Genomic DNA, 25,300 nt, shown 5'->3' with positions numbered 1-25,300 from the left:
GATATCGGTAACTGCCCAGGTAGTCAGGGTTGCTGGCGACGACAATGACGCCGGGACGATCAAGGTCGCGATTACCTTTTTTGTAATGCTGGATGCTGACATCGGTTGCCCAGCTCATCCAGAGTCGGTTCACCGCACACGTATTCACAGACTCAGGCGCAAGGCGAGCGCCGCCAGGGTGATCAACAGCACCGGCAACGTCAGCACAATTCCGACCTTGAAGTAGTAGCCCCACGTGATGCTGATGCCTTTGCGCGCAAGAATATGCAGCCACAGCAGCGTGGCCAGGCTGCCGATGGGAGTGATTTTCGGGCCCAGGTCGCTGCCGATCACGTTGGCGTAGATCATCGCGTCCTTGACCACGCCCACGGCATGGCTGGATTCGATGGACAGCGCGCCGATCAACACAGTAGGCAGGTTGTTCATCGCCGACGACAGCAGCGCCGTCAGCACCCCGGTGCCCATCGCCGCGCCCCACACGCCGTAGGTGGCGAAGGTGTCGAGCCAGGTTGCCAGGTAGGTGGTCAAACCCGCGTTACGCAAGCCGTAGACCACCAGGTACATGCCCAGGGAAAACACCACGATCTGCCACGGGGCGTCCTTCAGCACTTTGCGCGTGGAAATCTTGTGGCCTTTGGCGGCGATCACCAGCAACAAAACGGCGCACACGGCGGAGATCGCACTGATCGGAATGCCCAGCGGCTCCAGGGCGAAACAGCCGACCAACAAAATCCCGAGTACCCACCACCCGGCACGAAAGGTCGCACGGTCGTGGACGGCGCTGGCCGGGTCATCAAGGTCGGCGGGGTCGTAGGCCTGCGGAATATCGCGGCGGAAAAACCACAGCAGCACCGCCAGCGTCGCAGCAACGCTGACGAAGTTGACCGGCACCATGACCGCTGCGTATTCGTTGAAGCCGATCTTGAAATAATCCGCCGAGACGATGTTCACCAGGTTCGACACCACCAACGGCAAGCTCGCCGTGTCGGCGATAAACCCGGCGCCCATCACGAAGGCCAGGGTGGCCGCCGGGGAAAAGCGCAACGCCAGCAGCATCGACATCACAATCGGTGTGAGGATCAGCGCCGCGCCGTCGTTGGCAAACAATGCCGACACCAAGGCGCCGAGCAGCACCATATAGGCAAACAGGCGCCGGCCACGCCCACGACCCCAGCGTGCTACGTGCAACGCGGTCCAGGCAAAGAACCCGGCTTCATCGAGCAACAGGCTGATGATAATCAGCGCGACAAAGGTGCCAGTGGCGTTCCAGATGATGTGCCACACCACCGGGATGTCAGACAGGCTGATGACTCCGCACGCCAGGGCCAGAATCGCGCCCATGGTTGCGCTCCAGCCGACCCCAAGGCCTTTGGGCTGCCAGATGACCAGAACGATGGTGAAGATAAAAATCGCAATTGCGACAAGCATGAATAAACGCTCCGATGGCTCAGCAGCAGGTGCCGGCCCGTTGTGGTCTGTTGCCCATTGCATCAAGACGCTGCGCGTCGTTTTGCAACCATGGCTGGTTAGCTTGCAAGGTGGTGTCCAGCACTTGGGTGACCCAGTCGGGCAGTGCCGGATTGATGCGGTAGTAGATCCATTGACCCTGGCGACGATCCAGCAAAAGCCCACCACTGCGCAGTTGCGCCAGGTGGCGGGAGATCTTGGGTTGACTGTCGCACAGAGCATGGATCAGTTCGCACACGCAAAGTTCGCCCTCGCGCAGGATCAATAACATCAACCGTACGCGCGTGGCATCGGCCAGGCATTTGAACAGCTCGGGCGGAGAGAGGGGGGCGGACATGATCGAGGTCTTGGTATGGATAGCGTTGAGAATATATGGTTTTCCATATATGTAGGTCAAATCCTGAATTCCGTTGACGTGGATCAAATGCCCGACAATCAGCCACAAGTGTCTGAAATTAAAATGAAACACGAATGTCCTAAAGTGCCTGCCCATTGCTGATGAAGGAAGAACTCGCGTGACCCGTGCCACTCGCAACCTGCGCAAAACCCTCGATTCTGTCGCGGACAATAACGAAACCGCGGCGTTTGACCTGATGCGCGCCGTCGAAAAACTCGGCGATGAAGTGCTGCGCCAGCGCCTGCTCAACACCATTCACCGGCTCAACCAGGATGCCCATGAGTTGCGCGAAGCGCGTGACTCGGTGGAGCAGGTCTCGGTCAGGCTCGCCTGAGCACGATCGTTCAAGACACGCCCCGTACACGCTGGCATGCTTGTCGACTGTCTGTCGATGAGCCGTCTCCATGCCTACAGCCTTACCTCATTTCGCCTTCGGTCGCGGCGCCCTTGCCGTTATTCCACTGTCTCTGGCCTGTGCGCCCTGGGGTTTGTTGGCCGGCTCGATGGCGATTGATGCGCAATTTACTCCGCTGCAAGCTCAGGGTTTGTCCGCCATTGTGTTCGCCGGTGCCGCGCAGCTGGTGGCGATCGGCATGGTCAAGAGCGGTGCCAGCCTGATCTCGATTGTGCTGACCACCTTGCTGCTCACATCCCAGCATTTGCTTTACGGCATGCACATGCGCCCGACGCTCTCGTCGCTCAATGTGCGCTGGCGCATGAGCCTGGGCTTTTTGCTGACGGACGAGTTTTTCGCGCTGGTCAACCACTATGACCGTCAAACCTTCAATCGCTGGTATGCGCTGGGCGTCGGCCTGACGTTCTACGTCATCTGGAACCTCTTCACCCTGGCGGGCATCGTGCTCGGCAAGAGCATTCCGGGGCTTGATCAACTGGGACTGGAATTTTCCATTGCCGCAACCTTTATCGCCTTGATTACGCCGGTGGTGCGCGATGTGCCCACAGTGGTCTGCGTGGCGGTCTCGCTGTTGTGTTCGGTATGGCTGAGTTACTTGCACTGGGAGTCGGCGGTGGTGGTCTCGGGTGTGCTGGGGATGGGCGCAGGGTTTGCCTGCAAGCGGCTGGGAGTAGGGCAGCGATGATCTACATCATGATTGTGGCCATGGGCCTGGTGGTGTTTCTCAACCGCTACTTGTTCATCGAGCCGCGTCTGCCGGTGCGCCTCAATCGCGGCGCGCGCGAGTTTCTCGGGTTTGCCGTGCCGGGAATGCTGACGGCGATTTGCGGGCCGATCATTTTTCTCGCCGAGCATAAGCTCAACGTGAGTCCGGCCAATCCTTACCTGCTGGCGGGGATCTGCGCGGTGGCGTTGATGTTCTGGACGCGCAGCGTGTTGATCACGGTGCTGCTGAGCATGGGGCTGTTTTATTTGTTTCGTTGGTGGTTTTGATGCGCGGGTAAGTTGCTGGAGGTCATCCACCAACACCCAGGCAAAAAAAAGCCCGCGGGAGGGCGGGCAGAAGTGAGACTTCTTAAAAATGAGCCTGCCAACTATAGGCAGCGCGAGCACCCTTCACAGTGAAACTAAATTCATCCGGCCGCAGGTTTAGGCGGCTTCTTGGCTTTTGCCTCCGCCGCCAGGCATTCCAGGGCGAACTGCTCGGTGTAGGTCATCTGGATCGGCGTGCTTTCACCCTTTACCGTGCGTTCGCCATCGAGGATGTAGCGGATGCGCTTGTCGGTGACGCCGATGCGCTTGGCAATCCACGTCGGCGTCTGGCCGATGCGGCTGATCAGCTTGTCGGCGTAGTCAGTGGAAGGGTTATAGCGTTCGGCGTTGGGCGTCATCGGGTTTCCAGGGGCAAGCGGGGGCACAAGTAGGCGACAGCGTGACGTAATAATCCTTGAGTGTCGCCTGCTAATGGTAGAGTCGCGTTTTTTTCCAAGGAGGCGATGGCATGCGAAAGCTGGTAATTGGCGCATTGGCACTGGCAGTACTGTCCGGTTGCGCGGGCTCGAAAATGAACAATGCGCGCACCGGCGTGCCGTACAAAACGCTGGCTTCGGACAAGACGCCGTTGGTGGTTGCCCAATGCATTCAGTTCGGCTGGCAGGACGAGGCGGTATTTGGCGTTGACGCCGGAGGCTTCAAGGAGCCGATCGAAGCAGGCGGTTTTACCGTCTACACCACCGGCGGCGATTATTTTGTCGACGTGCGCAGCGCCGGCGCAGGCTCTACCGTCAATTACTTTGCCGTCGCCGACACGATGCCCGCCAAGCGCCGACTGGCCGCGCTCGCGACCTGCCTGTAATCCTTTGCCTAAGTGATATTCGGAAAAGCCCGGCGGGACAGCCGACGGACATTGGCTTATCATTCCCCCGCTCGCTCGACGTGATGGCTCTTTACCAGTACACGGACGTCGAGGCCGCAACGTCGAGCGGGCCTCTTTTCTCTTAGCGTGGCATGTAACCCAAGTGCCAGCGCCGCGGAATCTTCAGCGACACTACGCCCAGCAACGCGGCGAACGCGCCACTGACCAGCAGCGCCTTCAGGCCGAGCTGGTGCTCCAGCACCGCGCCGATCACCGCGCCCACGAACATGCCGGCCCACGGAATCAGTTGCACCCTCCAGCCATTGCGCCGTTCTCCCAGCACCCAGCGGCCCAGCCCGCGCCCGAAGCGCGAGAGGGCGCCCGTCACATAAGTCAGGCCCACCGGCAAACCGTTTACCTCTTCCACTGCGGCATTGAGCATACCCATCGCCACAATCGTTGCCAGCAGCGCGGGCAAGGTGTCGTCGAAGGGCCACACGGCGGCGCCGCACAGCAAGGCCGCAATGCACAGCAGCAAGGGCAGCGCGTGCCGGCGGCTGAGGCGGCTGATTACCACGCCCAGGGCGTTGCCGACGACAAAGGTTGCGACCAGCAACAACAGGCGCCCGGTAAGGCCCAAGTCGCCTGCGCTGATCGCCACGGCCAGGCGCGTGGTGTTACCGCTCATGAACGAAACAAAATCGCCGCTGGCCATAAAGCCTATCGCATCGGTCATGCCGGCCAGCACGGAAAGGCTGGCCACCAGCATCAAGCCAACCCGCCCGCGCCAGCGTTGACGGTGGGCGAGTGCGGCGTTGGCGTAGGGTTTGCGCGATGAAGGCAGCATGGCCCCAGGTTCCTCGGTGAGATTATTCGGCCACTACCGTAGGACGCTTTGGTTGCGCGCGCAATGACCTCAGACACACTCCAGCCGCCAGCCCTGACGCTGCCAGGTCAAAAAATGCGTCGGCCTGACGGCCTGCACAAACGTCTCGTCATGGGAGACCACCACCATCGCCCCGGCAAAACCCTGCAACGCCTGTTCAAAGGCCAGCACGGATTCAAGGTCCAGGTGGTTAGTCGGCTCGTCCAGCAACAGCAGTTGTGCCGGTACCTCGCGCCACAAGGCAATCGCCATCGCGGCCTTCAGGCGTTCGCCGCCGCTCAACTGGCGGGTGGGTTGAGTCACCCGCAGGGCATCCAGTTGCAGCAACGCCAAACGCGTGCGCAGCTCGGCTTCGGCCAGTGGGGTGTCGAGCAGGTTGAGCTGTTCGACAATGCTACGGTTGCCATCCAGCAGCGTCAGGTGCTGGTCGAGATAGGCACTGGCCACATGCACGGCGCATTCGCCACTGACCACCGGCCATTGGCCCGCAAGCACCTTGAGCAACGTGGATTTGCCGCAACCGTTCGGCCCGCGCACGGCCATTCGCACCGGGCCCGCCAGGTTGAGCGTGACGTAGCTGCAGGTGTGGTGCGGATCAAGCCAGGGCAGTTGAGCGTTTTCCGCGCTCAAAACCTGTCGGCCATTGGGCACTACTGAACCGGGCAGGGCCAACAGCGTGGGCGAGTGATCCTCCACACGCTCATGGGCTTGGCGTACCTGCGCATCGAGCTCGTGTTTATACGCGTGATGCGCGCTGCGTACGCTGCTGACGATTTCCTTGGCGGCGCCTTTCCAGCGGGCTTTGGTAAACCCGGTGACGTTGGCGGTTTCTGCGTGTTTACGTGCGCGGGCGGCGTTGCGCTGCAGGTTGTCATGGTCCTTCTGCAGACGTTTGCGTTCGCGGCTGCGCGCCAGGCGGGCGTGTTCCAGGGCGGCCATGGCCGCGTGCTGTTCGCTGTCGCGTTGCAAGCGATAGGCATCGTAGTTGCCGCCATACACCTGCGCGCCAAGCGGCGACAGCTCGATGATGCGCGCCATCGCATTGAGCAGTTGCCGGTCATGGCTGACCACCACCAGGCCGCCGGGCCAGGCTGCCAGCGTGCGCAACAGCCAGTCACGGCCGGCGCTGTCGAGGTGGTTGGTTGGCTCATCGAGAATCAGCAACTGCGGCGTGGCCAAAAGCGCGCCGATCACTGCAACCCTGGCCAGTTGGCCGCCACTGAGTTGATCGGCTGGCGTGGCAGCGTCGAGTTGCTGCAACCCGGCTGCACCCAGCGCGGTGCGCAGGCGTTCGGCAAGGTCCCAACGATCATCGATCAGCGCGAGATCATCCGCGCGCGCCTCACCGCGGGCCAGCCGCTCAAGGGCGGCCAACACCTGGGCGGTGCCGGTGATGTCGGCGACGGTTTCGCCCGGTTGGACGGCCAGCGCCTGCGGCACATATGCCACGCTGGCCGAGCTTTTCAACGTGCCGCCAGTGGGCGCCAGCAGCCCGGCAAGCAGCTTGGCGAGCAGGCTTTTGCCCCGGCCATTACGCCCGACAATCCCGGTGGGCGCGTGATCAATCGACAGGTTGAGGTTGTTCAGCAGGGTTTCGCCATCGGCGAACTGCAAGGACATGTGTTGCAATGAAACGAGTACGGGCGGCCGTTTGACGTCAGTCATCAGCACCTCCAAAAAAATGTCGGACAGGCCAACAAGCGCGCCAAGCGGCTCGTTGCAGGTACATTTTGGAAGGCTTAGTTGTTCACGTCGGCGTGCATCCCGTGAGTCAGAAGAGGCGCAAAGGCTAACCCACCTTGGCGTTTTTCGGCAAGTCCGCGGCCAATTGCTCAAGGAACATTGCCAGCGCAACTTCTTCGGCTTTCAGGCCCTTGCGCACTCGGGGCTTGGGCAGCTTGGACAATTCGCCCAGGCTGAAATGCTCCAGCACGGCGGGGTGGATATAGCACTTGCGGCACACCGCCGGGGTATTGCCCAGTTGCTTGGCAACGTCCTTGACCATGGCGACCACATGCCGCTTGGCATCCGATTCCGGTTGCCACTCCAGTTCGCGCAATACGGCCAAGGCCAGGGCAGTGCCGGCCCAGGTGCGGTAGTCCTTGGCAGTGAAGTCGGCGCCGGTGAGGCTGTGCAGGTAGGCGTTGACGTCATGGGAGCTGACGGTATGCCGTTCACCGTCCTCATCCAGGTACTGAAACAGGTTTTGCCCCGGCAATTCCAGGCAACGCTTGACCACCGTGGCCAGGCGCCGGTCCTTGACGCTGACCTGATGCTCGACGCCACTCTTGCCACGAAACTGGAACAGTATCTCGCTGCCCTTGATGTCGACATGGCGGGTGCGCAGCGTGGTCAGGCCGTAGGATTTGTTGTCCCGCGCGTACTGGGTGTTGCCCACGCGAATCAGCGTGGCATCGAGCAGCATCACCACGGTGGCCAGGACTTTTTCGCGGGTGAAACCGGGCGCGGCGATTTGTGCTTCCAGTTGCGCGCGCAGTTTCGGCAGTGCATTGCCGAACTGTTGCAGGCGCGAATATTTGTCGGTGTCGCGCACCTCACGCCAACGCGGGTGGTAGCGGTATTGCTTGCGGCCACGGGCATCGCGGCCGGTGGCTTGCAAATGGCCGCGCGGGTCGGCGCAGATCCACACGTCGGTGTAGGCGGGTGGCACAGCCAATGAGTTCAGGCGTTTGATTTCGTCGGCATCGGTGATGCGCTCACCGTTGACGTCGAAATACTGAAACTTGCCGCGCAGCTTCTTGCGGCGGATACCCGGTTGGGTGTCGTCAACGTAATGCAGGTCGCGGGGCAGGTCGGCAAGCAACGCGGAGTCGGGCATGGTGCAAATTCCTTGGCAGTAATCAGGCCGGTATGTCTGATTGACCGCAGGTTTTTGCGCTCGTGCCAAATTCTTAAGCCAGCACCGCTACCGCCTTGATTTGCGCCCACAGCGCCTGGCCGGGATGCAGCTGCAACTGGTCGCGGGAAAACCGCGTGATGCGCGCCAGCAAGGGCGTGCCGCCGGCGTCGAGGCGCACCAGCACATGGGCGTTGTTGTCGGCACAGATCTCCCCGGTCACCGTCACCGGCAAGCGATTGAGGATACTGCTGGGTTCCTGCGCCTGCAGGCTGAGGCTGACATCCCGTGCCTGCACTTTGATGCGCAGCTGTTTGCCCAGCGCCAACGGCGCATGGGCAACGCGCATCGATAACGCACTGTCGGGCAATTGCAGGGTCAGCAGGTGATAGTGCGCGTCGTAGGCACTGACGCTGCCATTGATCACTACGCCGGCATCGTCACCCAGGGCCATGGGCAAATCGAGCCGCGCCAGGGTTTCACCGATGGGGCCGCTGGTCAGCGCCTGGCCGTCACTGAGTAACACGATGTGATCGGCCAGCCGCGCTACTTCGTCCTGGGCATGGCTGACGTACAGCACGGGGATATCGAGCTCGTCGTGCAGGCGTTCGAGGTACGGCAAAATTTCACTTTTGCGTTTGCTGTCCAGCGCCGCCAGGGGTTCATCCATCAACAGCAATTGGGGACTGGTGAGCAGCGCGCGGGCGATGCCGATGCGTTGGCGTTCACCCCCGGACAAATGCTGCGGGTGGCGGTCGAGCAAATGGGCAATGCCCAGCAGTTCGGTGGCGTGAGCCATGTCCACGCGCCGCTGCTGACGAGCAATACGCTTGAAGCCGAATTCCAGGTTGGCCCGCACCGACAGGTGGGGAAACAGGCTCGCCTCCTGAAACACATAGCCCAATGCGCGTTTGTGCGGCGGCACAAACAGCCCGTTGCGGTTGTCTTGCCAGACTTGATCGTTGACCTGCACAAAGCCGTCTTCGGCACGCTCCAGCCCGGCGATACAGCGCAGGCAGGTGGTCTTGCCCGAGCCGGAATGCCCGTACAAAGCGGTGACGCCACGGCCGGGCAATTTCAAGTCCACCTTCAGCGCAAAGCCTGGGTAATTCAGTTGCAGGCGTACCTCAATCATCGCGATCAGCTCCAGGCCATCTTGGTTTTACGGCTGGAGTAAAGCGCCAGCAATACGAGGAAGGCGAACACCACCATGGAGCCGGCCAGCCAGTGCGCCTGGGCGTATTCCATGGCTTCGACGTGGTCGTAGATCTGCACCGAGACCACGCGGGTTTTGTTGGGGATATTGCCGCCGATCATCAGCACCACGCCGAACTCACCGACGGTGTGCGCAAAGCCGAGAATCGACGCGGTGATAAACCCCGGGCGGGCCAGGGGCAGGATCACCGTGAAAAAGGTGTCCCACGGATTGGCGCGCAAGGTCGCGGCCACTTCCAGGGGGCGAGTACCGATGGCGCCGAAGGCATTTTGCAACGGCTGCACCACAAACGGCATGGAGTAGATCACCGAACCCAGTACCAGCCCGGTAAAGCTGAAGGTCAGGGTGCCCAGGCCCAGCCATTGGGTGAATTGGCCGAAATAGCCATTGGGGCCCATGGTCAACAGCAGGTAAAACCCGATGACCGTCGGCGGCAATACCAACGGCAGGGCGACGATTGCGCCGATGGGGCCGCGCCACCAGGAACGGGTGCGCGACAGCCACAGGGCAATCGGAGTGCCGATGACCAGCAGGATCACGGTGGCCAGTGACGCCAGTTTGAGGGTCAACCAGATCGCGGAAAAATCGGCACTCGACAGCGGCATTTTACTGGCCCAGCTCGTAACCGTAGGACTTGATCACCGCAGCGGCTTTCGGGCCTTTGAGGTAGTCGACCAGGGCTTTGGCTGCGGCACTGTCCTTGCCTTTGGTGAGGATCACCGCGTCTTGCTTGATCGGATCGTGCAACGAGGCGGGCACAATCCACGCCGAACCGCGGGTGACTTTGCCGTCCTTGTAGATCTGCGACAGGGCGACGAAGCCCAGCTCAGCGTTGCCGGTGGAGACGAACTGGAAGGCTTGGGTGATGTTCTGCCCGGTGACCAGCTTGTCTGCGACCTGCTCGCTCAGACCTTCCTTGGCCAGCACTTGGGTGGCGGCGAGGCCGTAAGGTGCAGTTTTGGGGTCGGCGATGGACAAATGCTGGTACTGGTTGTTCTTCAGCACCTCGCCTTTGGCATCGACGTAGCCTGGCTTGGCCGACCACAGCGCCAGGGTGCCGACCGCGTAGGTAAAGCGCGAACCTTTGACGGTAGCGCCTTCGTCATCGAGCTTTTTGGGGGTGGTGTCGTCTGCGCTGAGGAACACTTCGAACGGCGCGCCGTTCTTGATCTGCGTATAGAACTGGCCGGTGGCGCCATAGGCCGCAATCAGTTTGTGGCCGGTGTCTTTCTCGAAGTCGGCGGCGATTGCCTGGATCGGCGCGGTGAAGTTGGCGGCCACGGCCACCTGCACTTCGTCGGCCTGCGCCGAGCCCAGGGCAAAGGCGGCGATCAGGGTGGCGAGGGCTGTGGGGGCCAGGCGTGAGGCGCGGATCATCATGAAGCAGCTCCTTTGAGGGTGTACGGCTCGTTATAGATAGAAGGCTTTACCGCTATGTAGGGGAATATATAGCGGTTGGCCATCGCCGGTACAGCGCAAAGTTGCCCCTGACGTCAGTTCTGCTTGAGCTTTGCCAGCGCCTGCGCGGCCAGCTCGCGAGTCAGGTCATAAGTGGATGCATCTTTGCACAGGCGCAGTGCCTGGCCCGACCACAGGTTGCTGAAACCCGCCTCGTCCTTGGCCTTGAGCGGCATCAGGGCACCACCGGACGTGGGGAAGGCAGGCGCCGCCGGATTGATCGCGCCCAGTTCACGCATCACGCGGTTGACGATGCCTCGCGCCGGGCGGCCGGTGAACAGGTTGGTCAGCGCGGTTTCGCTGGCCTGGGCACGACGCAGCGCAGCGGCGTGGGAGGCGCTGACGTTGGCTTCGGGCGTAAACAGGTAGGCGGTGCCGATTTGTACGGCTGATGCGCCCAGAGCAAAGGCCGCGACGATGCCGCGCGCATCAGCAATACCGCCGGCCGCAATCACGGGCACGCTGACGGCGTCGACGATCTGCGGTACCAGCGCCATCAAGCCGATCTGGGTATTGAGATCGTCGCTGAGAAACAAGCCACGATGCCCGCCGGCCTCAATCCCCATCGCAATAATTGCGTCGCAGCCATGCTGTTCCAGCCAGACCGCTTCTTCCACGGTGGTGGCGGATGACAGCACTTTGGCGCCGGTGGCTTTTACCCGGTCGAGCAAGGTTTTTTCCGGCAGGCCAAAGTGAAAACTTACCACCTCGGGGCGGAACGCCTCGACCACCTGGCAGGCGGCCTCGTTAAAGGGCGCGCGGTTGGAAACGGGTGTTGGTGCATCAAAATCGGCGCCCAGTTCGCGGTAGTAGGGTTGCAACAAGTCCTTCCAGCGACGGTCGCCGGCCTCATCGGCGTCGGGCGGTTGATGGCAGAAGAAATTCACGTTGATGGGGCGCGTACTTGCCTGGCGGATCGTGCTCAAGGCTTCGCGCAGTTGCTCGATGGTCAGCGCTGCGGCGGGCATCGAGCCCAGCGCACCCGCTTGATTGGCGGCAATCACCATGGCGGTGGTCGTGGCACCGGCCATGGGGGCCTGGATGATGGGCAGTTGAATGCCCAGCAGGTCGATGATTCGCGCGTCTGGCCAGGTGCTCATGGGATGCGTCTCCAGCGTGAGTAGGACTTTGCGCTGTTTTAACAGGGCCATTGGCACCCGGCCAGTGCGTATTATTCACTGGACGAGAGCAGGGTTTCGTGCAGCGCCATCAGTCGATGGCATGCCCCAGCACCGCGTGAATACGCCCGGCAATATGGGCCGCATGGGTTTCCAGGGCGAAGTGGCCGGTGTCCAGCAGTTCAACCACCGCGTTGGCGTTGTCGCCCTTGTAGGCATGGGCGCCAGGCGGGATAAAAAACGGATCGTTCTGACCCCAGATCACCAGCGTCGGCACCTGGCTGGCTTTGAAAAATGCCTGGAACGCCGGGTACAGCGTGAGGTTATTGCGGTAGTCGAGAAACAGGTCCAGCTGGATTTCGTCGTTGCCCGGGCGTTGCATCAACAGCACGTCCAGCATGTAGGACTCCGGTGCGACCAACTCCGGCTGACTCACTCCATGCAAGTACTGGTAGCGCGTGCCTTCCAGGCTGATGACCGCGTTGCGGATCACCTCGCGATTGGCTGCGCTCGCGTCGGCCCAGTAGGCGCGAATCGGCGCCCAGGCATCGCCCAGCCCTTCCAGATACGCGTTGCCGTTTTGCGAGACCAGCGCGCTGACCCGTTCTGGATGCGCCACCGCCAGGCGCAGGCCCACGGGTGCACCGTAATCGAAAACGTACAGGGCGTAGCGGCTCAGTTTCAGCGCATCGACGAAATGCCCGATGCTGATCGCCAGGTTATCGAAGCTGTACTGGTAATCGCGCTCGACGGGCACCTCGGTGAAGCCGAACCCTGGCAAATCGGGCGCGATGACTCGAAAGCGCGTGGCGAGCAGCGGGATGAGGTTGCGGTACATATGCGACGAGCTGGGGAACCCGTGCAGCAGCAACATGACCGGAGCCGAAGGATCGCCGGCTTCACGGTAGAACATGCGCACACCATCGACATCAACGTGGTGGTAGCGAACGACGGGGGTTGCGATAGACATGATGAGGACACCTTTGTAACTGGATTGGTCGGTAATACGGGTTACTTATTTAGAGGCTGCGCCCAAATATGTAACCTGTCAAACCAGTTATTGAGGTTATCTGTTTTTGGGAGTGTAACTATCCAGATCCAAAAATAGCGGTTACGATTGCGCGGTGCTCAAGAGGACAAGCCATGGCCACCCTTACGCCCCATGCCCCACCATCACAACCCTATGTACTGGCCGACGAGCCGGTGCTGGACATGCTCAATACCCTGGCGAATGTCGACGGCCAGCCAGTGGATTTTTGGCACACCGACGCCGACGTTGCGCATTGGCTCGTGCGCCTGGAGTGGGTAGCGCAAGCGAGCATTCCCACGTTCGAAGAAGGTGCTTTGCTGGGGGCTGCACGCCAACTGCGCGAGGTGATCCGTGAACTGGTGGCCGCGCGCAAGAGCGGTGAGACGGGCAACCCTGCGGCGCTCAACAGTTTTTTACGCAAGGCGGTCAGCTATCCGCAGTTGGTCTGGCCTGCGTTCGGGCAGCCTCAACTGGAGCGCCAGCGCAAGCAACAGACTGCGGAGCAGTTTTTGTCGCCGATTGCCGAAGCGGCGGCTCAGTTATTGGTGGCCGGCGATTTCAGCTTGATTCGCCGCTGCGAGCATCCGGAATGTGTCCTGTGGTTTTATGACCGGACCAAAGCGCACAAGCGCCGTTGGTGCAGCATGGCGCTGTGTGGCAACCGGCATAAGGTTGCGCAGTTCCGTAAACGCAAGGCCTTGTAAGCGCACACTGACGCTTTAAAAGAAGAGGGCGGTGCCAGCAATTTCGGGTGGCCGGGCTCAACCTGCGCACACGTAATGCGGATGAGGCCTAGCCTGCAGCGTAAAAAAATGGACCGGTGTGGCGCTGATTTGTGCGCTGAGTCTTTACTGACTTTCTCGCTCCAGCAACTGCCGCTTGCGCTCAACCCCCCAACGGTACCCGGAGAGCTCGCCATTGCTGCGTACGACGCGATGGCAGGGGATCGCCACAGCCAGGTGATTGGCGCCACAGGCCTGGGCCACCGCACGAAAGGATGTGGGCGCGCCGATGCGCTGGGCGATCTGCGCGTAGCTGGCCGTGCTGCCCACCGGAATGTCGCGCAGTGCCCGCCACACGCGCTCCTGAAAGGCGGTCCCGCGCAAGTCCAGGGGCAAATCCAGGCCCAACGCCGGTGCTTCTACAAACCCCACGACCTGGGCGATCAATTGTTCGAAATGCCGATCCGCACCCACCAACTCGGCCTTGGGAAATTGATCCTGCAGGTCGCGCACCAGCGTGTCCGGATCGTCCCCCAGCAAAATCGCACACACGCCCCGTTGGCTCTGCGCCACCAGAATGGCCCCCAGCGAGCATTGGCCCACGGCAAAATGGATCTCGCTGTTAGTGCCACCGGCCTTGTAATCGCTGGGTTTCATGCCGAGTAACTGATCGGCGGACTCATAAAAGCGGCTGTTTGAGTTAAAGCCTGCGTCGTACACCGCGTCCGTCACGGAATGCTCGCCCTTGAGGCCAACACGCACTTTGCGCGAGCGAAGGGCGCTGGCGTAGCCCTTGGGCGTCAGGCCGGTGATGGCTTTGAAGACGCGATGGAAATGGAACGAACTCAACCCGGCCAGGCGCGCAAGTGCGTCCAGGCTGGGCGGCGTTTCGGCCTGTTCTATATGCCGGCACGTGTCGGCGACTATCTGAGCGTGGTGCGCGGCCAATTGGGTCTGGTCGCCCGCGGCGCGTTTACTCGGCCTATAACCCGCCGCTTCGGCCTGCGCGGGGCTGTCAAAAAATTCGACGTTCTCCGGCCGTGGCAAGCGCGAGGCGCTGCTGGGGCGGCAATAAACGCCGGTGGTTTTTACGCCGTAGACAAACAGCGCGTCAGCCTTGGCGTCGCGGGCGACGATGGCGGCCCAGCGAGGGTCTTGTTGGTTGTTCATGGCCTGCACTCTTGACGGGTCACGGGCAGATTAACCGCGCAGGTTGCGCTCGACACTCCGAAGCTTGCGGTCAAATCAACCGGCCGTGCGAAACGTCAGGTTGATTCGTTGCGGGCCCATCACCGGATGCACGCCTTCCTTGATCGGCATCACCCCATGAAAACGTAAACGATCGACGCCACCCCAGACCACGACATCGCCGTGAAACAACGAGATTTTCTGCGTGCGGTTACCACGCTCATGCCCGCCGAACAGGAAAATGGCGGGCAGCCCGAGGGACACGGAAACCACTGGGGCGCTATAGCAACGTTCGTTTTTATCCTGGTGCAGGGACATTTTAGCCCCGGGCACATAACGGTTGATCAGGCAGGCATCCGGGGAAAAGTCATTGAAGCCGGCTTCTGTGGCCGCCAGCTTGGCGAGCTCGCGCAAAGCGTCCGGCATCGCCGGCCAGGGTTGCCGGCTGCGCGGATCAACCGGGCTGTATCGATAGCCGGAGCTGTCGGTGGTCCAGCCCAGTGCGCCGCAACTGCTCAGGGCCGCCGACATGGTAAATCCGCCGGGTGTGACCATCTGCCGGAACGGTGATTGAGCCAATACGCGCCGCAGTTCAGGTAGCAAGCGATCAATCCAGGGCAGGGCATAGCCCCTCAGCACGTAAGACTCTTCGCCGATCTGCTCGCGCCCGGCCGGTTGTTGCAGCGCATCGTCGGCGAACAGATCCGCCGTAGGGCCGGACATCGCTTACAGCGCCTTGCTCACGGTGATGTCGGTGATTTCGTCACTGACATCGTGGATTTTCGCCAGCGCCTGCTGGGCTTCTTCGACACTGTTGGTGTGCAATTGCGCGAACTCAAAGCGACGTTCGCCGTTGAGTTTGTACTTGATGACGTATTTGGTTGTGGTAGTCACAGTGTTTTCCTGTCGAGTGTTCGGGTCAGCTCAGTTTGGTACTGGTGCGGCGAACGATGCGAATCTTGTGAGACAGCGCTGGCTTACGCGTGACGCTGATGGCGCGGCGTGTCACTACATCCAGGGTGATGTTCCAGAAACCGGTGCTGGGTGCGGTGATTTTTGCCGGAAATTTGTCGAACGCGCCGCCGTGATAAGTGTGGCGGCCACCGTTCTTGAAGCTGCGAAAATTGGCGTCGCTCATCAGGCGAATGTTGCACGTTTGTGAGCATTCGATGACAACGATGTCGCCCTCGTTGAGGTGCTCGCGCTGGTGGATGAATTTCATGGGGTGTCTCCAGAAGGGCTTTTTCTGAAAAATCAGAATGATACGTAGGTTAAGATAGAGTTTATCAGCCCCAGCGCGTTTATTATCGGATCGTCGTCGACGACTTCGACAATTTAAAACAGTTATTTCCCGAGTTTTTAGAGATAAATCCTACATTGGCGGGAGAAATCTACTCTCTACGCTGTCGTAGGATCTTTATCGGAGGTTTAAGTATGAAGTGGAGTGTGTTGGTTCTGGCCCTGGCCTTAGGTGGGTGTGCTTCGGTTGCAGATATCAAGCAGACCCCGCCAACATTGGTGGTTATTTCAGGTAAAAAACCGCCGGAATATGCCGCGTGTGTCGTGCGCAAGCTCGCCGCCACCCGCAGACCGCCGCAGATCGAACCGCACAAGGACGGTGTACAGGTGATTGTGCCGCAGAAATTCTCGGCTGATCCGTCGGCGATCTTCGAGATTGAAGAACGCTCCAGCGGCAGCAGCATCAAACTTTATGAAAGCATGTCGAACGTGCCCATTCGACCTGGTGATGTGAAGAAAGCCGCAGAGGATTGCATCTCCGGCTGAGCCCCAGGCTCATTGGCGCTTGAATCCGATAAGAAAGCCTGACACTGCAGTGCAGTGTCAGGCTTTTTTTTGCCGTGCGTTTGGGTGTTGTCGCGAGAGGTCCAGTTCCCTACCATTTATAAGCTTATGCGCTTGTGATCTAGCTTATAACTATAAAAATGGAGCCGTGATGAGCGTGTTGATCGGGCAAGGCATCCGTTAAACTGTCGGGTATTCAATGCAAAAAATGCCGCGCAACCCTAACGATTGCGTGGCATTTGTCTTTTTCTGGGAACCGTCATGAAGCGTGAACACGTCAAAGCCCACCAAGCCGAGGGTCAAATTTCGGCCACCCATGTCATTCAGAATCCTGCCGATCTTGGCGAGTGGATCGTGTTTTTCAAAAAAAGCGGCGGACGCAGTTTTTTTCTGGTGGACGAGCAGGATGAAGTCGAGTCATTCGCGCGCCTGGATGACCTCATCGAGCTTCTGCGCGGGCTGGGCATCAAGTTCGCCGAAATTCACCTGTAGCCGTCTGGCTATTTGCACACGACCACTACGCTTCGGCTCTTGAAGTTGCCTACGTCTTTGCCCAGGGTCTTGTCGTCTTCCTTGAGCGAGGGCGTGCCTTCGGTGCCGACGATACGGTAGCCGGTGCCCGCGCAGGAGGCGTCGGCTTTCTCGTAGCAGCTGGCCCACGAGTTGGCTTCGCCCGAGCAGTCGATGGTCAGGCCTTGCTCGCCATTTTTCAGGAAGGTGTCGGAGGTGGTGGTGCAGCCGCTCATCAGCGCCAGGGTTGCAGTCAGTGCCAGAATCTTGTTCATGAGTTGAGTCGTCGTCGAGGGTGTTGGAGGGAGCGCTGACACTGTCGTGGGGCGTTCGCAGCAGATTATAGCGAACTGCCACCTAGGTACAGACAAACACAAAAAAGCCCCGTCAATCGGGGCTTTTTGCGCAAGTCGCCGTGGCTTACTTGCCTTTGGGTCTTTTGCTCGATGCGTGGCCGGCTTCGTCCACAAACACTTCGGCTACCGCGATAGCCTGGCTTTCAGTCGGAAATACCCCGGCAACGCTGTCACCGTGAAAGTTGATCAAGTGCCAGCCGTCTGCTCGCTGTGTGATCAGGTAGCCGTTTACGCCTTTTGGTTCTGACATCTATTAACAATCTCGTGGTCTGGTTCAAGCGCGTCATGATAGCGCCAAATGCCGGGGGAAAGCGCAAGTTGTTGCAGGTCAGTGTGACGCGCGGCAAAGCGTGCTAAAACAGTTATACCCCTTTTAATCATTGGGGGATGGCATGTTTTGCCGAACCGCTGGGCAAGCTCATGGCAGGATCAGCGGAACTTACGCCGACATTTTTTCTCTATGATGACATCGCAACGCCAGCAGGACCCATTGTAAGGTGACTGCGGCCTCATTAGACTGCGCCGAATTCCGTACGCACAGCCCTTTGTAAGGACTCATATGATCAAGAAATGCTTGTTCCCAGCAGCCGGTTACGGCACTCGCTTCTTGCCAGCGACCAAAGCCATGCCCAAAGAGATGCTGCCGGTGGTGAACAAGCCACTGATTCAGTACGGCGTCGAAGAGGCATTGGATGCCGGTCTGAACGAAATCTCCATCGTCACCGGCCGTGGTAAGCGCGCACTCGAAGACCACTTCGACATCAGCTACGAGCTGGAAAACCAGATCAAGGGCACCGACAAGGAAAAATACCTGGTCGGTATCCGTAAATTGCTCGACGAGTGCTCGTTCTCTTACACCCGTCAAACCCAGATGAAAGGCCTCGGCCACGCGATCCTCACCGGCCGCCCGCTGATCGGTGACGAACCGTTTGCCGTGGTACTGGCGGACGACCTGTGCGTCAACCTGGAAGGCGACGGCGTACTGACCCAAATGGTCAAGCTGTACCAGAAGTACCGTTGCACCATCGTTGCGGTGATGGAAGTCAATCCGGCCGAAACCAACAAGTACGGCGTGATCGCCGGTGACGACATTGGTGATGGCCTGATCCGCGTACGCGACATGGTCGAAAAACCAGCGCCGGAAGATGCCCCGTCGAACCTTGCGATCATTGGTCGTTACATCCTCACCCCGGACATCTTCAAGCTGATCGAAGAAACCGAGCCGGGCAAGGGTGGCGAGATCCAGATCACCGACGCCCTGTTGAAGCAAGCCAAAGACGGTTGCGTGATTGCCTACAAGTTCAAAGGTCAGCGTTTCGACTGCGGTGGCGCTGAAGGCTACATCGAGGCGACCAACTTCTGCTACGAGCACTTCTACAAGACTGGCAAGGCTTACTGATTCACGCTTGCTGAGTGTTTTAAGAGAAAGCCACCCTCGGGTGGCTTTTTCGTTTTTCAGCCCCATCTAAATCGGTATGCTGATGACCTGCCGAGGAGAGTGAAATGGCCTACGATTTTGACCTGTATGTAATTGGCGCCGGTTCTGGCGGTGTTCGCGCGGCGCGTTTTGCCGCTGGCTTTGGCGCCAAGGTGGCCGTGGCGGAAAGCCGCTACCTGGGCGGCACGTGCGTTAACGTCGGTTGCGTACCGAAAAAACTGTTGGTGTACGGGGCGTATTTCGCCGAAGACTTCGAACAAGCGAGCGGTTTCGGCTGGTCGTTGGGCGAAGCTGACTTTGATTGGGCGACCCTGATCGCCAACAAGGATCGCGAAATCAACCGCCTCAATGGCATCTATCGCAACCTGCTGGTCAACAGTGGCGTGACCTTGCATGAAGGGCATGCGCGTCTGGTGGATCCGCACCAGGTAGAGATTAATGGCGAACGCTTTACCGCCAAGCACATCCTGATCGCTACAGGTGGCTGGCCACAGATTCCGGAGATTCCAGGGCGCGAACACGCCATTGGTTCGAATGAGGCATTCTTCCTCAAGGCGCTCCCCAAGCGTGTGCTGGTGGTTGGCGGTGGCTACATTGCCGTTGAGTTCGCGGGCATTTTCCATGGCCTGGGCGCGCAGACCACGCTGCTGTATCGCGGCGATCTGTTCCTGCGCGGTTTCGATGGTTCAGTGCGCACCCATCTGAAGGAAGAGCTGACCAAGCGCGGCCTCGACCTGCAGTTCAACGCCGACATCGAGCGTATCGACAAGCAAGCCGATGGCAGCCTCAAGGCCACCTTGAAAGACGGCCGCGTGCTCGAGGCCGATTGCGTGTTCTACGCCACTGGCCGCCGCCCGATGCTGGACAACCTGGGCCTGGAAAATACTGGCGTCAAGCTGGATGGGCGCGGCTTCGTTGAGGTGGATGACCTGTACCAGACCGCTGAGTCGTCGATCCTGGCGATCGGCGATGTGATTGGTCGCGTGCAGTTGACGCCAGTGGCCCTGGCTGAAGGCATGGCGGTGGCGCGTCGTCTATTCAAGCCCGAGCAATATCGCCCGGTGGATTACGCGATGATCCCGACAGCGGTGTTCAGCCTGCCAAACATCGGCACTGTCGGCCTGACTGAAGAAGAAGCGAAAAAGAACGGCCACAAGGTGCAGATTTTCGAAAGCCGTTTCCGGCCCATGAAGCTGACGCTGACCGATTGCCAGGAAAAAACCTTGATGAAGCTGGTGGTCGACGCCGACACCGACAAGGTGTTGGGTTGCCACATGGTCGGCCCGGATGCCGGCGAGATCGTGCAAGGCCTGGCGATCGCGCTCAAGGCGGGCGCGACCAAGCAGCATTTCGATGAAACCATCGGCGTGCATCCTACGGCGGCGGAAGAGTTTGTCACCATGCGCACGCCTGTGGCTGACTGATCAGGCTTGCGGTGTTGCCTCTGGCGCCGTTGCAGCGACGGCCGCCAGGCGCAATGCCTCGATACTGGCCTGGGCCTTGATAAGGTCCAGTTCCAGGGTTTTGTTGGCAAGCTGGTGTTCGGTCAGCGCTTCCTGGCGCGATTGACTCTCCAGTACCGCCACCCGCAGGCGTTCCTGAAGCAGGGTGCGTTCGCTTTCAATCAGGTTTACCTGTTCGCCAAGCTTTTGCTGCAGGGCTTGGTCTTTGCGGGTTTGCGCTTGCAGCGCGGTCAGTTCCTTCATGGTCACGCGGTGTTCGATCAATAACCGCTCGTTGTCGCGATGCAGCTGCGTGATTTCGTCCTGGCGCACCATGGCGCTTTGCTGAGCCTGGCGCAGTTCCGCCTGCACTTGTTGCAGTTGGCCTTCGTGGCGGCGCTGTTCCTGCTCGCGCTGCTCCTTGATTGCAGTGCGGTAATGCTCCAGCGCCTCCCGGGCGTGCAGGTGTTTTTCTTCCAGTGATCGAATCTGTTCGTCCTTGTCCGTAATCCTTAACTCGTAATCGCTGCACGCCTGGCTGAGCCCGGCGTTGCGGGTTTGCTCGGTCTGCAGGCTGGTACTGGCGGTTTGCAGGGCGGCGCTTTCTTCTGCCAAGGCGGCGGCCTGGATATCAAATTGTTGCTTGAGCTCGGCGTGAGCTGCCTCCAGCGCCTCTACCTGGGCGAGCAGGGCGGCTTTGTGCTGTTCGAACTGCGCCAAGGCCAGGTCGATAGGTTCCTGAGCCTTCTCTTTCAAACGTAAAGCCAGCAGTGCAACCAGTTCGCCGAGCTCATCATCGATTGGCGCTTCGGTGATGGTCAGCCGGCTTTCGCTATCGTCCAGTTCCTTCAAGTAGCGATGAATCGTGGTTTTCGAGCCGGTATTGCCCATCTCGATGCGCACCGCGTCGATGCTGGGGTTTTCGCCGCGGGCAAGGATCGCCAAGCGTGCCGTTTGAACTACTGCTTTGTTTATGCCGCCGCGAGCCATGGAGTCTCCGTCGATTTCGTACTGTGGTACAGAGTATGTATATACATACTGTAACATAAATAAAAACACGTTTAAATTCATGATTTAACAGATGGGATATTGGCGTATTATCCCGTGTCATAGCGGTTTTAAGCGCGGATTCACCTTGCAGCAGTACGAATAGGCCTTTCATGAGCGAACTGGATCGATACCTCAACGCCGCCACACGCGATAACACTCGCCGTAGTTACCGGGCGGCCATTGAGCACTTCGAGGTGAGTTGGGGCGGTTTCCTGCCGGCGACCAGCGACAGCGTCGCGCGCTACCTGGTGGCGCATGCCGGCGTGCTGGCGGTAAACACCTTGAAGCTGCGGCTCTCGGCGTTGGCGCAATGGCACAGCAGCCAGGGGTTTCCCGACCCGACCAAGGCGCCGGTGGTGCGCAAGGTGCTCAAGGGCATTCGCGCCGTGCACCCGGCGCAGGAGAAGCAGGCCGAGCCGCTGCAACTCAAGCACCTCGAACAGGTGGTTGCATCGCTGGAGGCAGAAGCGCGACAGGCGAGCAGCGACCAGGACGCGCCTCGCTTGCTGCGCGCCAAGCGCGATACTGCGCTGATTTTGCTGGGCTTCTGGAGAGGGTTTCGCAGCGACGAGTTGTGCCGCCTGCACATCGAACACGTGCAAGCAGTGCCTGGCGCTGGCATCAGCCTGTACCTGCCACGCAGCAAAAGTGATCGCGACAACCTCGGCAAGACCTACCAGACCCCGGCGTTACTGCGGCTGTGCCCGGTACAGGCCTACAGCGACTGGCTCAGTGCTTCGGCGTTGGTGCGTGGCCCGGTGTTCCGCGGGATTGATCGCTGGGGCAACCTGGGCGAGGAGGGCTTGCACCCTAACAGTGTGATCCCGCTGCTGCGCCAGGCGCTGGAGCGCGCGGGCATTCCGGCCGATCAATACACCAGCCACTCCCTGCGCCGAGGTTTCGCCACCTGGGCTCATCGCAGTGGCTGGGACTTGAAGTCGCTGATGAGTTATGTCGGTTGGAACGACATGAAATCTGCCATGCGCTATGTTGAAGCGACGCCCTTTCTTGGCATGACCTTGGCCACCCAACCGTTGATTTGAGATTTCTTCTATTAATACGGTTACCTGATAGGCAAAACCAATCGTCAGCATCAGGTTTGCCAATGAGCCAACGATCAAGAGAGTGGGTAGGATTCACCCCATCAACTTCTTAACCCCTGACGGAGAGTCAACGATGCCTATCATCAACAGCCAAGTAAAACCGTTCAAAGCAACTGCTTACAAAAACGGCAACTTCGTAGACGTGTCGGACGCTGACCTGAAAGGCAAATGGTCCGTCGTGTTCTTCTACCCAGCCGACTTCACCTTCGTTTGCCCAACCGAGCTGGAAGACCTGGCTGACAACTACGCCGAATTCCAGAAACTGGGCGTCGAAATCTACAGCGTTTCCACCGACACCCACTTTGCCCACGCTGCCTGGCACAACACTTCGCCAGCCATCGGCAAAATCCAGTACACCATGATCGGCGACCCAACCCTGACTATCTCCCGCAACTTCGACGTACTGATCGAAGAAGCTGGCCTGGCAGACCGCGGTACCTTCGTGATCGACCCAGAAGGCAAGATCAAGATCGTTGAACTGAACGACGGTGGTGTTGGCCGTGACGCTTCCGAGCTGCTGCGCAAAATCAAGGCCGCTCAGTACGTAGCTGCCCACCCAGGCGAAGTATGCCCAGCCAAGTGGAAAGAAGGCGAAGCGACGTTGGCTCCATCCCTGGACCTGGTCGGCAAGATCTAAGTCTGTGAAGTATCAAGGGCGGAACTCCGCACTTAAGTAAGCTGCATCCGCCCTCAAAACGCCCGGGCGAGATTCGCTCGGGCGTTTTTTTGTCTGCAATAAACCGAATTAATAGGAAATCGCCCGTATGTTGGACGCCAATCTTAAAGCTCAGTTGAAGTCATACCTGGAACGGGTCACCCAGCCGATCGAGATCGTCGCCTCCCTCGACGACGGTGCGAAATCCCAGGAAATGCTTGCCCTTTTGCAAGACGTAACCAGCCTCACCACGCTGATTACTCTGAAAACCGATGGCGATGATGCGCGCAAGCCGTCGTTCTCCATCAACCGCCCGGGTGCCGATATCAGCCTGCGTTTCGCCGGCATCCCCATGGGCCATGAATTCACCTCCTTGGTGTTGGCATTGCTGCAAGTCGGCGGCCACCCCTCGAAGGCCAGTGTCGAAGTGATTGAACAGATCCGCGCCCTCAAAGGCGAGTTCAGCTTCGAGACGTACTTCTCGCTGTCCTGCCAGAACTGCCCCGACGTGGTCCAGGCACTGAACCTGATGGCCGTGCTCAACCCGAACATCCGCCACGTCGCCATCGACGGCGCGCTGTTCCAGGCTGAAGTCGATGAGCGCCAGATCATGGCGGTACCGAGCGTGTACCTCAATGGCGTGAACTTCGGTCAGGGCCGCATGGGACTGGAAGAAATCCTCGCCAAGCTCGACACCAGCGGTATCGAAAAAGCCGCAGAAAAAATCAGCGCCAAAGACGCCTTTGATGTCCTGGTAGTCGGCGGTGGCCCAGCCGGTTCGGCGGCCGCTATCTACGCCGCACGTAAGGGCATCCGCACTGGTGTGGCGGCTGAACGCTTCGGCGGGCAAGTGCTGGACACCATGTCCATCGAGAACTTTATCTCGGTGCAGGAGACCGAAGGGCCGAAACTGGCCAGCGCGCTTGAAGCCCACGTGCGTCAGTACGACGTGGACATCATGAACCTGCAGCGTGCCAGCAGCTTGATCCCTGCAAAAAACGCCGGTGACCTGCACGAGATTCGCTTCGAAAGCGGTGCGACCCTCAAGTCCAAGACCGTGATCCTGGCCACGGGCGCCCGCTGGCGCGAAATGGGTGTGCCGGGCGAGCAGGAATACAAAGCCAAGGGCGTGTGCTTCTGCCCGCACTGCGATGGTCCGCTGTTCAAAGGCAAGCGCGTGGCAGTGATCGGCGGGGGTAACTCCGGCGTTGAAGCGGCTATCGACCTGGCGGGTATCGTCAGCCATGTGACCTTGCTCGAGTTCGACAGCAAGCTGCGCGCCGACGCCGTGTTGCAGCGCAAGCTCTACAGCCTGCCGAACGTTGACGTGATCACCAGTGCGCTGACCAGTGAAGTCAAAGGTGATGGCCAGAAAGTCACAGGCCTGGCGTACAAGGACCGCGACAGTGGCGAGTTCAAGACCATTGACCTGGAAGGCATCTTTGTCCAGATCGGCTTGTTGCCCAACACTGACTGGCTCAAAGGCACGGTGGAGCTGACCCCGCGTGGCGAGATCATTGTCGACGCGCGTGGTGAAACCTCGCTGCCAGGTGTATTCGCCGCCGGTGACGTAACGACCGTACCGTACAAGCAAATCGTGATTGCGGTAGGCGAGGGCGCCAAGGCTTCCCTGAGCGCGTTCGATCACCTGATCCGCACGTCCGCACCTGCGTAAAGTCGGACCCGGAAATGAAAAACCCCATGAACGATCATGGGGTTTTTTTATGGCGCGAGGCTTTTACATCGGTGCTGGTTGAATAATCTCGACCCAGTACGCATCCGGGTCTTTGATGAAGGCCAGGCTTTTCATGCGGCCGTCGGTCAGGCGCTTCTGGAAGTCACAGCCCAGGGCTTCGAAGCGTTCGCACGCAGCGACGATATCCGGCACCGAAATGCAGATGTGGCCAAAGCCACGCGGGTCGGTGTTGCCGTTGTGGTACGCGAAGTCGGCATCGTTTTCGGTGCCGTGGTTGTGGGTCAGTTCCAGGATGCCCGGGATCGACTTCATCCACTGGGTGCGTTCAGCGGCGTCGGCCGGGATCTGAGCCTTGTCCACCAGGGCCAGGAAGTACAGGCTGAATTCGGCTTCCGGGAAGTCGCGCTTTTCAACCAGGGAAAACCCCAGGACGCGGGTGTAGAAATCCAGCGACTTGGTGATGTCTTTGACCCGCAGCATGGTGTGGTTGAACACGAAGTTCGTGGTGGCGGTGTCAGGCTGGGCAGTGACGCCCGGGAAAGTGTTCAGTTCGTGCAGGCTCATGGGCCCTCCAGAAAAAAATGGGGCAAACGCGACTTGAAATGATAGGCGCGGTCCGTTGGCTTGCGGCAAGCGTC

31 protein-coding genes are annotated in these 25,300 nt (G+C 59.8%); 12 read left to right on the top strand and 19 right to left on the bottom strand.

Annotated elements, in window-relative coordinates:
* Nucleotides 1–144 precede the first annotated feature (144 nt).
* Nucleotides 145–1,428, bottom strand: a complete 1,284-nt coding sequence (locus AB5I78_RS15030; RefSeq protein ID WP_145160920.1) for an arsenic transporter — start codon at nucleotides 1,426–1,428, stop codon at nucleotides 145–147.
* 19 nt (nucleotides 1,429–1,447) lie between these two features.
* Complete coding sequence (locus AB5I78_RS15025) at nucleotides 1,448–1,804, bottom strand: metalloregulator ArsR/SmtB family transcription factor (protein WP_262209678.1); 357 nt, start codon at nucleotides 1,802–1,804, stop codon at nucleotides 1,448–1,450.
* Between the two features lie 178 nt (nucleotides 1,805–1,982).
* Here AB5I78_RS15025 and AB5I78_RS15020 point away from each other — a divergent pair, with 178 nt between their 5' ends.
* The 3 genes from AB5I78_RS15020 (at nucleotide 1,983) to AB5I78_RS15010 (ending at nucleotide 3,272) form a co-directional block, all read left to right on the top strand.
* Nucleotides 1,983–2,198, top strand: coding sequence for a hypothetical protein (locus AB5I78_RS15020; RefSeq protein ID WP_043205333.1), 216 nt, complete (start codon nucleotides 1,983–1,985; stop codon nucleotides 2,196–2,198).
* A 70-nt stretch (nucleotides 2,199–2,268) separates the two neighbouring features.
* A complete protein-coding gene (locus tag AB5I78_RS15015) occupies nucleotides 2,269–2,964 on the top strand; it encodes an AzlC family ABC transporter permease (RefSeq protein ID WP_369302918.1) in 696 nt (231 codons plus the stop codon).
* The gene (locus AB5I78_RS15010; RefSeq protein ID WP_145160914.1) at nucleotides 2,961–3,272 is read left to right on the top strand and encodes an AzlD domain-containing protein; all 312 of its coding nucleotides are present in this window, start codon (nucleotides 2,961–2,963) and stop codon (nucleotides 3,270–3,272) included. Before AB5I78_RS15015 ends, AB5I78_RS15010 begins: the two co-directional genes overlap by 4 nt.
* 140 nt (nucleotides 3,273–3,412) lie before the next feature.
* Here AB5I78_RS15010 and AB5I78_RS15005 read toward each other — a convergent pair whose 3' ends face one another.
* Nucleotides 3,413–3,670: a hypothetical protein gene (locus tag AB5I78_RS15005; protein WP_145160912.1), complete on the bottom strand. Its 258-nt coding sequence runs from the start codon at nucleotides 3,668–3,670 to the stop codon at nucleotides 3,413–3,415.
* Nucleotides 3,671–3,780: 110 nt separating this feature from the next.
* Here AB5I78_RS15005 and AB5I78_RS15000 point away from each other — a divergent pair, with 110 nt between their 5' ends.
* Nucleotides 3,781–4,134, top strand: a complete 354-nt coding sequence (locus tag AB5I78_RS15000) for a lipoprotein (RefSeq protein ID WP_145160910.1) — start codon at nucleotides 3,781–3,783, stop codon at nucleotides 4,132–4,134.
* Between the two features lie 142 nt (nucleotides 4,135–4,276).
* On the opposite strand, the gene AB5I78_RS14995 is transcribed toward AB5I78_RS15000, so the two are convergent.
* From AB5I78_RS14995 to AB5I78_RS14960, 8 genes are all read right to left on the bottom strand, one after another.
* On the bottom strand, nucleotides 4,277–4,981 hold the full coding sequence (locus tag AB5I78_RS14995) for a YoaK family protein (RefSeq protein WP_369302917.1): 705 nt from the start codon (nucleotides 4,979–4,981) through the stop codon (nucleotides 4,277–4,279).
* 69 nt (nucleotides 4,982–5,050) lie between these two features.
* Complete coding sequence (locus tag AB5I78_RS14990) at nucleotides 5,051–6,685, bottom strand: ABC-F family ATP-binding cassette domain-containing protein (RefSeq protein WP_369302916.1); 1,635 nt, start codon at nucleotides 6,683–6,685, stop codon at nucleotides 5,051–5,053.
* A gap of 124 nt (nucleotides 6,686–6,809) precedes the next feature.
* Nucleotides 6,810–7,859: a DNA topoisomerase IB gene (locus AB5I78_RS14985; protein ID WP_145160905.1), complete on the bottom strand. Its 1,050-nt coding sequence runs from the start codon at nucleotides 7,857–7,859 to the stop codon at nucleotides 6,810–6,812.
* A 73-nt stretch (nucleotides 7,860–7,932) separates the two neighbouring features.
* The gene (gene modC / locus AB5I78_RS14980) at nucleotides 7,933–9,012 is read right to left on the bottom strand and encodes a molybdenum ABC transporter ATP-binding protein (protein WP_369302915.1); all 1,080 of its coding nucleotides are present in this window, start codon (nucleotides 9,010–9,012) and stop codon (nucleotides 7,933–7,935) included.
* A 5-nt stretch (nucleotides 9,013–9,017) separates the two neighbouring features.
* Nucleotides 9,018–9,698, bottom strand: a complete 681-nt coding sequence (gene modB, locus AB5I78_RS14975) for a molybdate ABC transporter permease subunit (protein ID WP_369302914.1) — start codon at nucleotides 9,696–9,698, stop codon at nucleotides 9,018–9,020.
* Between the two features lies 1 nt (nucleotide 9,699).
* Complete coding sequence (gene modA, locus AB5I78_RS14970) at nucleotides 9,700–10,473, bottom strand: molybdate ABC transporter substrate-binding protein (RefSeq protein ID WP_369302913.1); 774 nt, start codon at nucleotides 10,471–10,473, stop codon at nucleotides 9,700–9,702.
* 113 nt (nucleotides 10,474–10,586) lie between these two features.
* Complete coding sequence (locus tag AB5I78_RS14965) at nucleotides 10,587–11,651, bottom strand: NAD(P)H-dependent flavin oxidoreductase (RefSeq protein WP_369302912.1); 1,065 nt, start codon at nucleotides 11,649–11,651, stop codon at nucleotides 10,587–10,589.
* Between the two features lie 109 nt (nucleotides 11,652–11,760).
* Nucleotides 11,761–12,639 (bottom strand): alpha/beta fold hydrolase, encoded by an 879-nt coding sequence (locus AB5I78_RS14960; protein WP_369302911.1) that lies wholly within the window; start codon nucleotides 12,637–12,639, stop codon nucleotides 11,761–11,763.
* A gap of 173 nt (nucleotides 12,640–12,812) precedes the next feature.
* Between AB5I78_RS14960 and AB5I78_RS14955 the strand changes: the two genes are divergently transcribed.
* Entirely contained in the window at nucleotides 12,813–13,403 is a 591-nt protein-coding gene (locus AB5I78_RS14955) for an ABATE domain-containing protein (RefSeq protein ID WP_369302910.1), read from the top strand.
* A 144-nt stretch (nucleotides 13,404–13,547) separates the two neighbouring features.
* Here AB5I78_RS14955 and ada read toward each other — a convergent pair whose 3' ends face one another.
* The 4 genes from ada to AB5I78_RS14935 all read right to left on the bottom strand — a co-directional run bounded on the left by ada (nucleotide 13,548) and on the right by AB5I78_RS14935 (nucleotide 15,831).
* The gene (gene ada, locus AB5I78_RS14950; protein WP_369302909.1) at nucleotides 13,548–14,591 is read right to left on the bottom strand and encodes a bifunctional DNA-binding transcriptional regulator/O6-methylguanine-DNA methyltransferase Ada; all 1,044 of its coding nucleotides are present in this window, start codon (nucleotides 14,589–14,591) and stop codon (nucleotides 13,548–13,550) included.
* Nucleotides 14,592–14,666: 75 nt separating this feature from the next.
* Nucleotides 14,667–15,332 carry a DNA oxidative demethylase AlkB gene (gene alkB / locus AB5I78_RS14945; protein WP_369302908.1) on the bottom strand — a complete coding sequence of 222 codons (666 nt, stop codon included), beginning with the start codon at nucleotides 15,330–15,332 and terminating at the stop codon, nucleotides 14,667–14,669.
* A gap of 3 nt (nucleotides 15,333–15,335) precedes the next feature.
* On the bottom strand, nucleotides 15,336–15,503 hold the full coding sequence (locus AB5I78_RS14940) for a hypothetical protein (protein ID WP_369302907.1): 168 nt from the start codon (nucleotides 15,501–15,503) through the stop codon (nucleotides 15,336–15,338).
* 25 nt (nucleotides 15,504–15,528) lie between these two features.
* Complete coding sequence (locus AB5I78_RS14935; protein ID WP_003173824.1) at nucleotides 15,529–15,831, bottom strand: DUF1883 domain-containing protein; 303 nt, start codon at nucleotides 15,829–15,831, stop codon at nucleotides 15,529–15,531.
* Between the two features lie 212 nt (nucleotides 15,832–16,043).
* On the opposite strand from AB5I78_RS14935, the gene AB5I78_RS14930 reads away from it, so the two are divergent.
* Both AB5I78_RS14930 and AB5I78_RS14925 read left to right on the top strand, forming a co-directional pair.
* A complete protein-coding gene (locus AB5I78_RS14930) occupies nucleotides 16,044–16,394 on the top strand; it encodes a hypothetical protein (RefSeq protein ID WP_106579154.1) in 351 nt (116 codons plus the stop codon).
* 279 nt (nucleotides 16,395–16,673) lie between these two features.
* Nucleotides 16,674–16,904 carry a hypothetical protein gene (locus AB5I78_RS14925; RefSeq protein ID WP_145160887.1) on the top strand — a complete coding sequence of 77 codons (231 nt, stop codon included), beginning with the start codon at nucleotides 16,674–16,676 and terminating at the stop codon, nucleotides 16,902–16,904.
* 8 nt (nucleotides 16,905–16,912) lie between these two features.
* On the opposite strand, the gene AB5I78_RS14920 is transcribed toward AB5I78_RS14925, so the two are convergent.
* On the bottom strand, nucleotides 16,913–17,197 hold the full coding sequence (locus tag AB5I78_RS14920) for a hypothetical protein (protein ID WP_262209659.1): 285 nt from the start codon (nucleotides 17,195–17,197) through the stop codon (nucleotides 16,913–16,915).
* 145 nt (nucleotides 17,198–17,342) lie between these two features.
* The gene (locus tag AB5I78_RS14915) at nucleotides 17,343–17,528 is read right to left on the bottom strand and encodes a hypothetical protein (protein WP_028616218.1); all 186 of its coding nucleotides are present in this window, start codon (nucleotides 17,526–17,528) and stop codon (nucleotides 17,343–17,345) included.
* Nucleotides 17,529–17,837: 309 nt separating this feature from the next.
* Here AB5I78_RS14915 and galU point away from each other — a divergent pair, with 309 nt between their 5' ends.
* The gene (gene galU / locus AB5I78_RS14910; protein ID WP_003230743.1) at nucleotides 17,838–18,677 is read left to right on the top strand and encodes a UTP--glucose-1-phosphate uridylyltransferase GalU; all 840 of its coding nucleotides are present in this window, start codon (nucleotides 17,838–17,840) and stop codon (nucleotides 18,675–18,677) included.
* A gap of 104 nt (nucleotides 18,678–18,781) precedes the next feature.
* The gene (gorA, locus tag AB5I78_RS14905; protein ID WP_369302906.1) at nucleotides 18,782–20,140 is read left to right on the top strand and encodes a glutathione-disulfide reductase; all 1,359 of its coding nucleotides are present in this window, start codon (nucleotides 18,782–18,784) and stop codon (nucleotides 20,138–20,140) included.
* On the opposite strand, the gene AB5I78_RS14900 is transcribed toward gorA, so the two are convergent.
* A complete protein-coding gene (locus AB5I78_RS14900; RefSeq protein WP_369302905.1) occupies nucleotides 20,141–21,148 on the bottom strand; it encodes a DNA-binding protein in 1,008 nt (335 codons plus the stop codon). It abuts the gene before it with no gap.
* A 170-nt stretch (nucleotides 21,149–21,318) separates the two neighbouring features.
* Between AB5I78_RS14900 and AB5I78_RS14895 the strand changes: the two genes are divergently transcribed.
* The 3 genes from AB5I78_RS14895 to ahpF all read left to right on the top strand — a co-directional run bounded on the left by AB5I78_RS14895 (nucleotide 21,319) and on the right by ahpF (nucleotide 24,641).
* The gene (locus AB5I78_RS14895) at nucleotides 21,319–22,251 is read left to right on the top strand and encodes a site-specific integrase (protein WP_369302904.1); all 933 of its coding nucleotides are present in this window, start codon (nucleotides 21,319–21,321) and stop codon (nucleotides 22,249–22,251) included.
* Nucleotides 22,252–22,384: 133 nt separating this feature from the next.
* On the top strand, nucleotides 22,385–22,948 hold the full coding sequence (gene ahpC / locus AB5I78_RS14890) for an alkyl hydroperoxide reductase subunit C (protein ID WP_053255965.1): 564 nt from the start codon (nucleotides 22,385–22,387) through the stop codon (nucleotides 22,946–22,948).
* A 127-nt stretch (nucleotides 22,949–23,075) separates the two neighbouring features.
* The gene (gene ahpF, locus AB5I78_RS14885; protein WP_145160876.1) at nucleotides 23,076–24,641 is read left to right on the top strand and encodes an alkyl hydroperoxide reductase subunit F; all 1,566 of its coding nucleotides are present in this window, start codon (nucleotides 23,076–23,078) and stop codon (nucleotides 24,639–24,641) included.
* A 63-nt stretch (nucleotides 24,642–24,704) separates the two neighbouring features.
* Here the strand turns inward: ahpF and gloA are convergent, their stop codons facing one another.
* Nucleotides 24,705–25,226 carry a lactoylglutathione lyase gene (gene gloA / locus AB5I78_RS14880; protein ID WP_106579161.1) on the bottom strand — a complete coding sequence of 174 codons (522 nt, stop codon included), beginning with the start codon at nucleotides 25,224–25,226 and terminating at the stop codon, nucleotides 24,705–24,707.
* Between the last annotated feature and the right edge of the window lie 74 nt (nucleotides 25,227–25,300).

Source organism: Pseudomonas sp. N2-3-1-14 (assembly GCF_041228395.1).
Classification (GTDB): domain Bacteria; phylum Pseudomonadota; class Gammaproteobacteria; order Pseudomonadales; family Pseudomonadaceae; genus Aquipseudomonas.
This window is presented reverse-complemented; position numbering and strand designations above follow the sequence as displayed.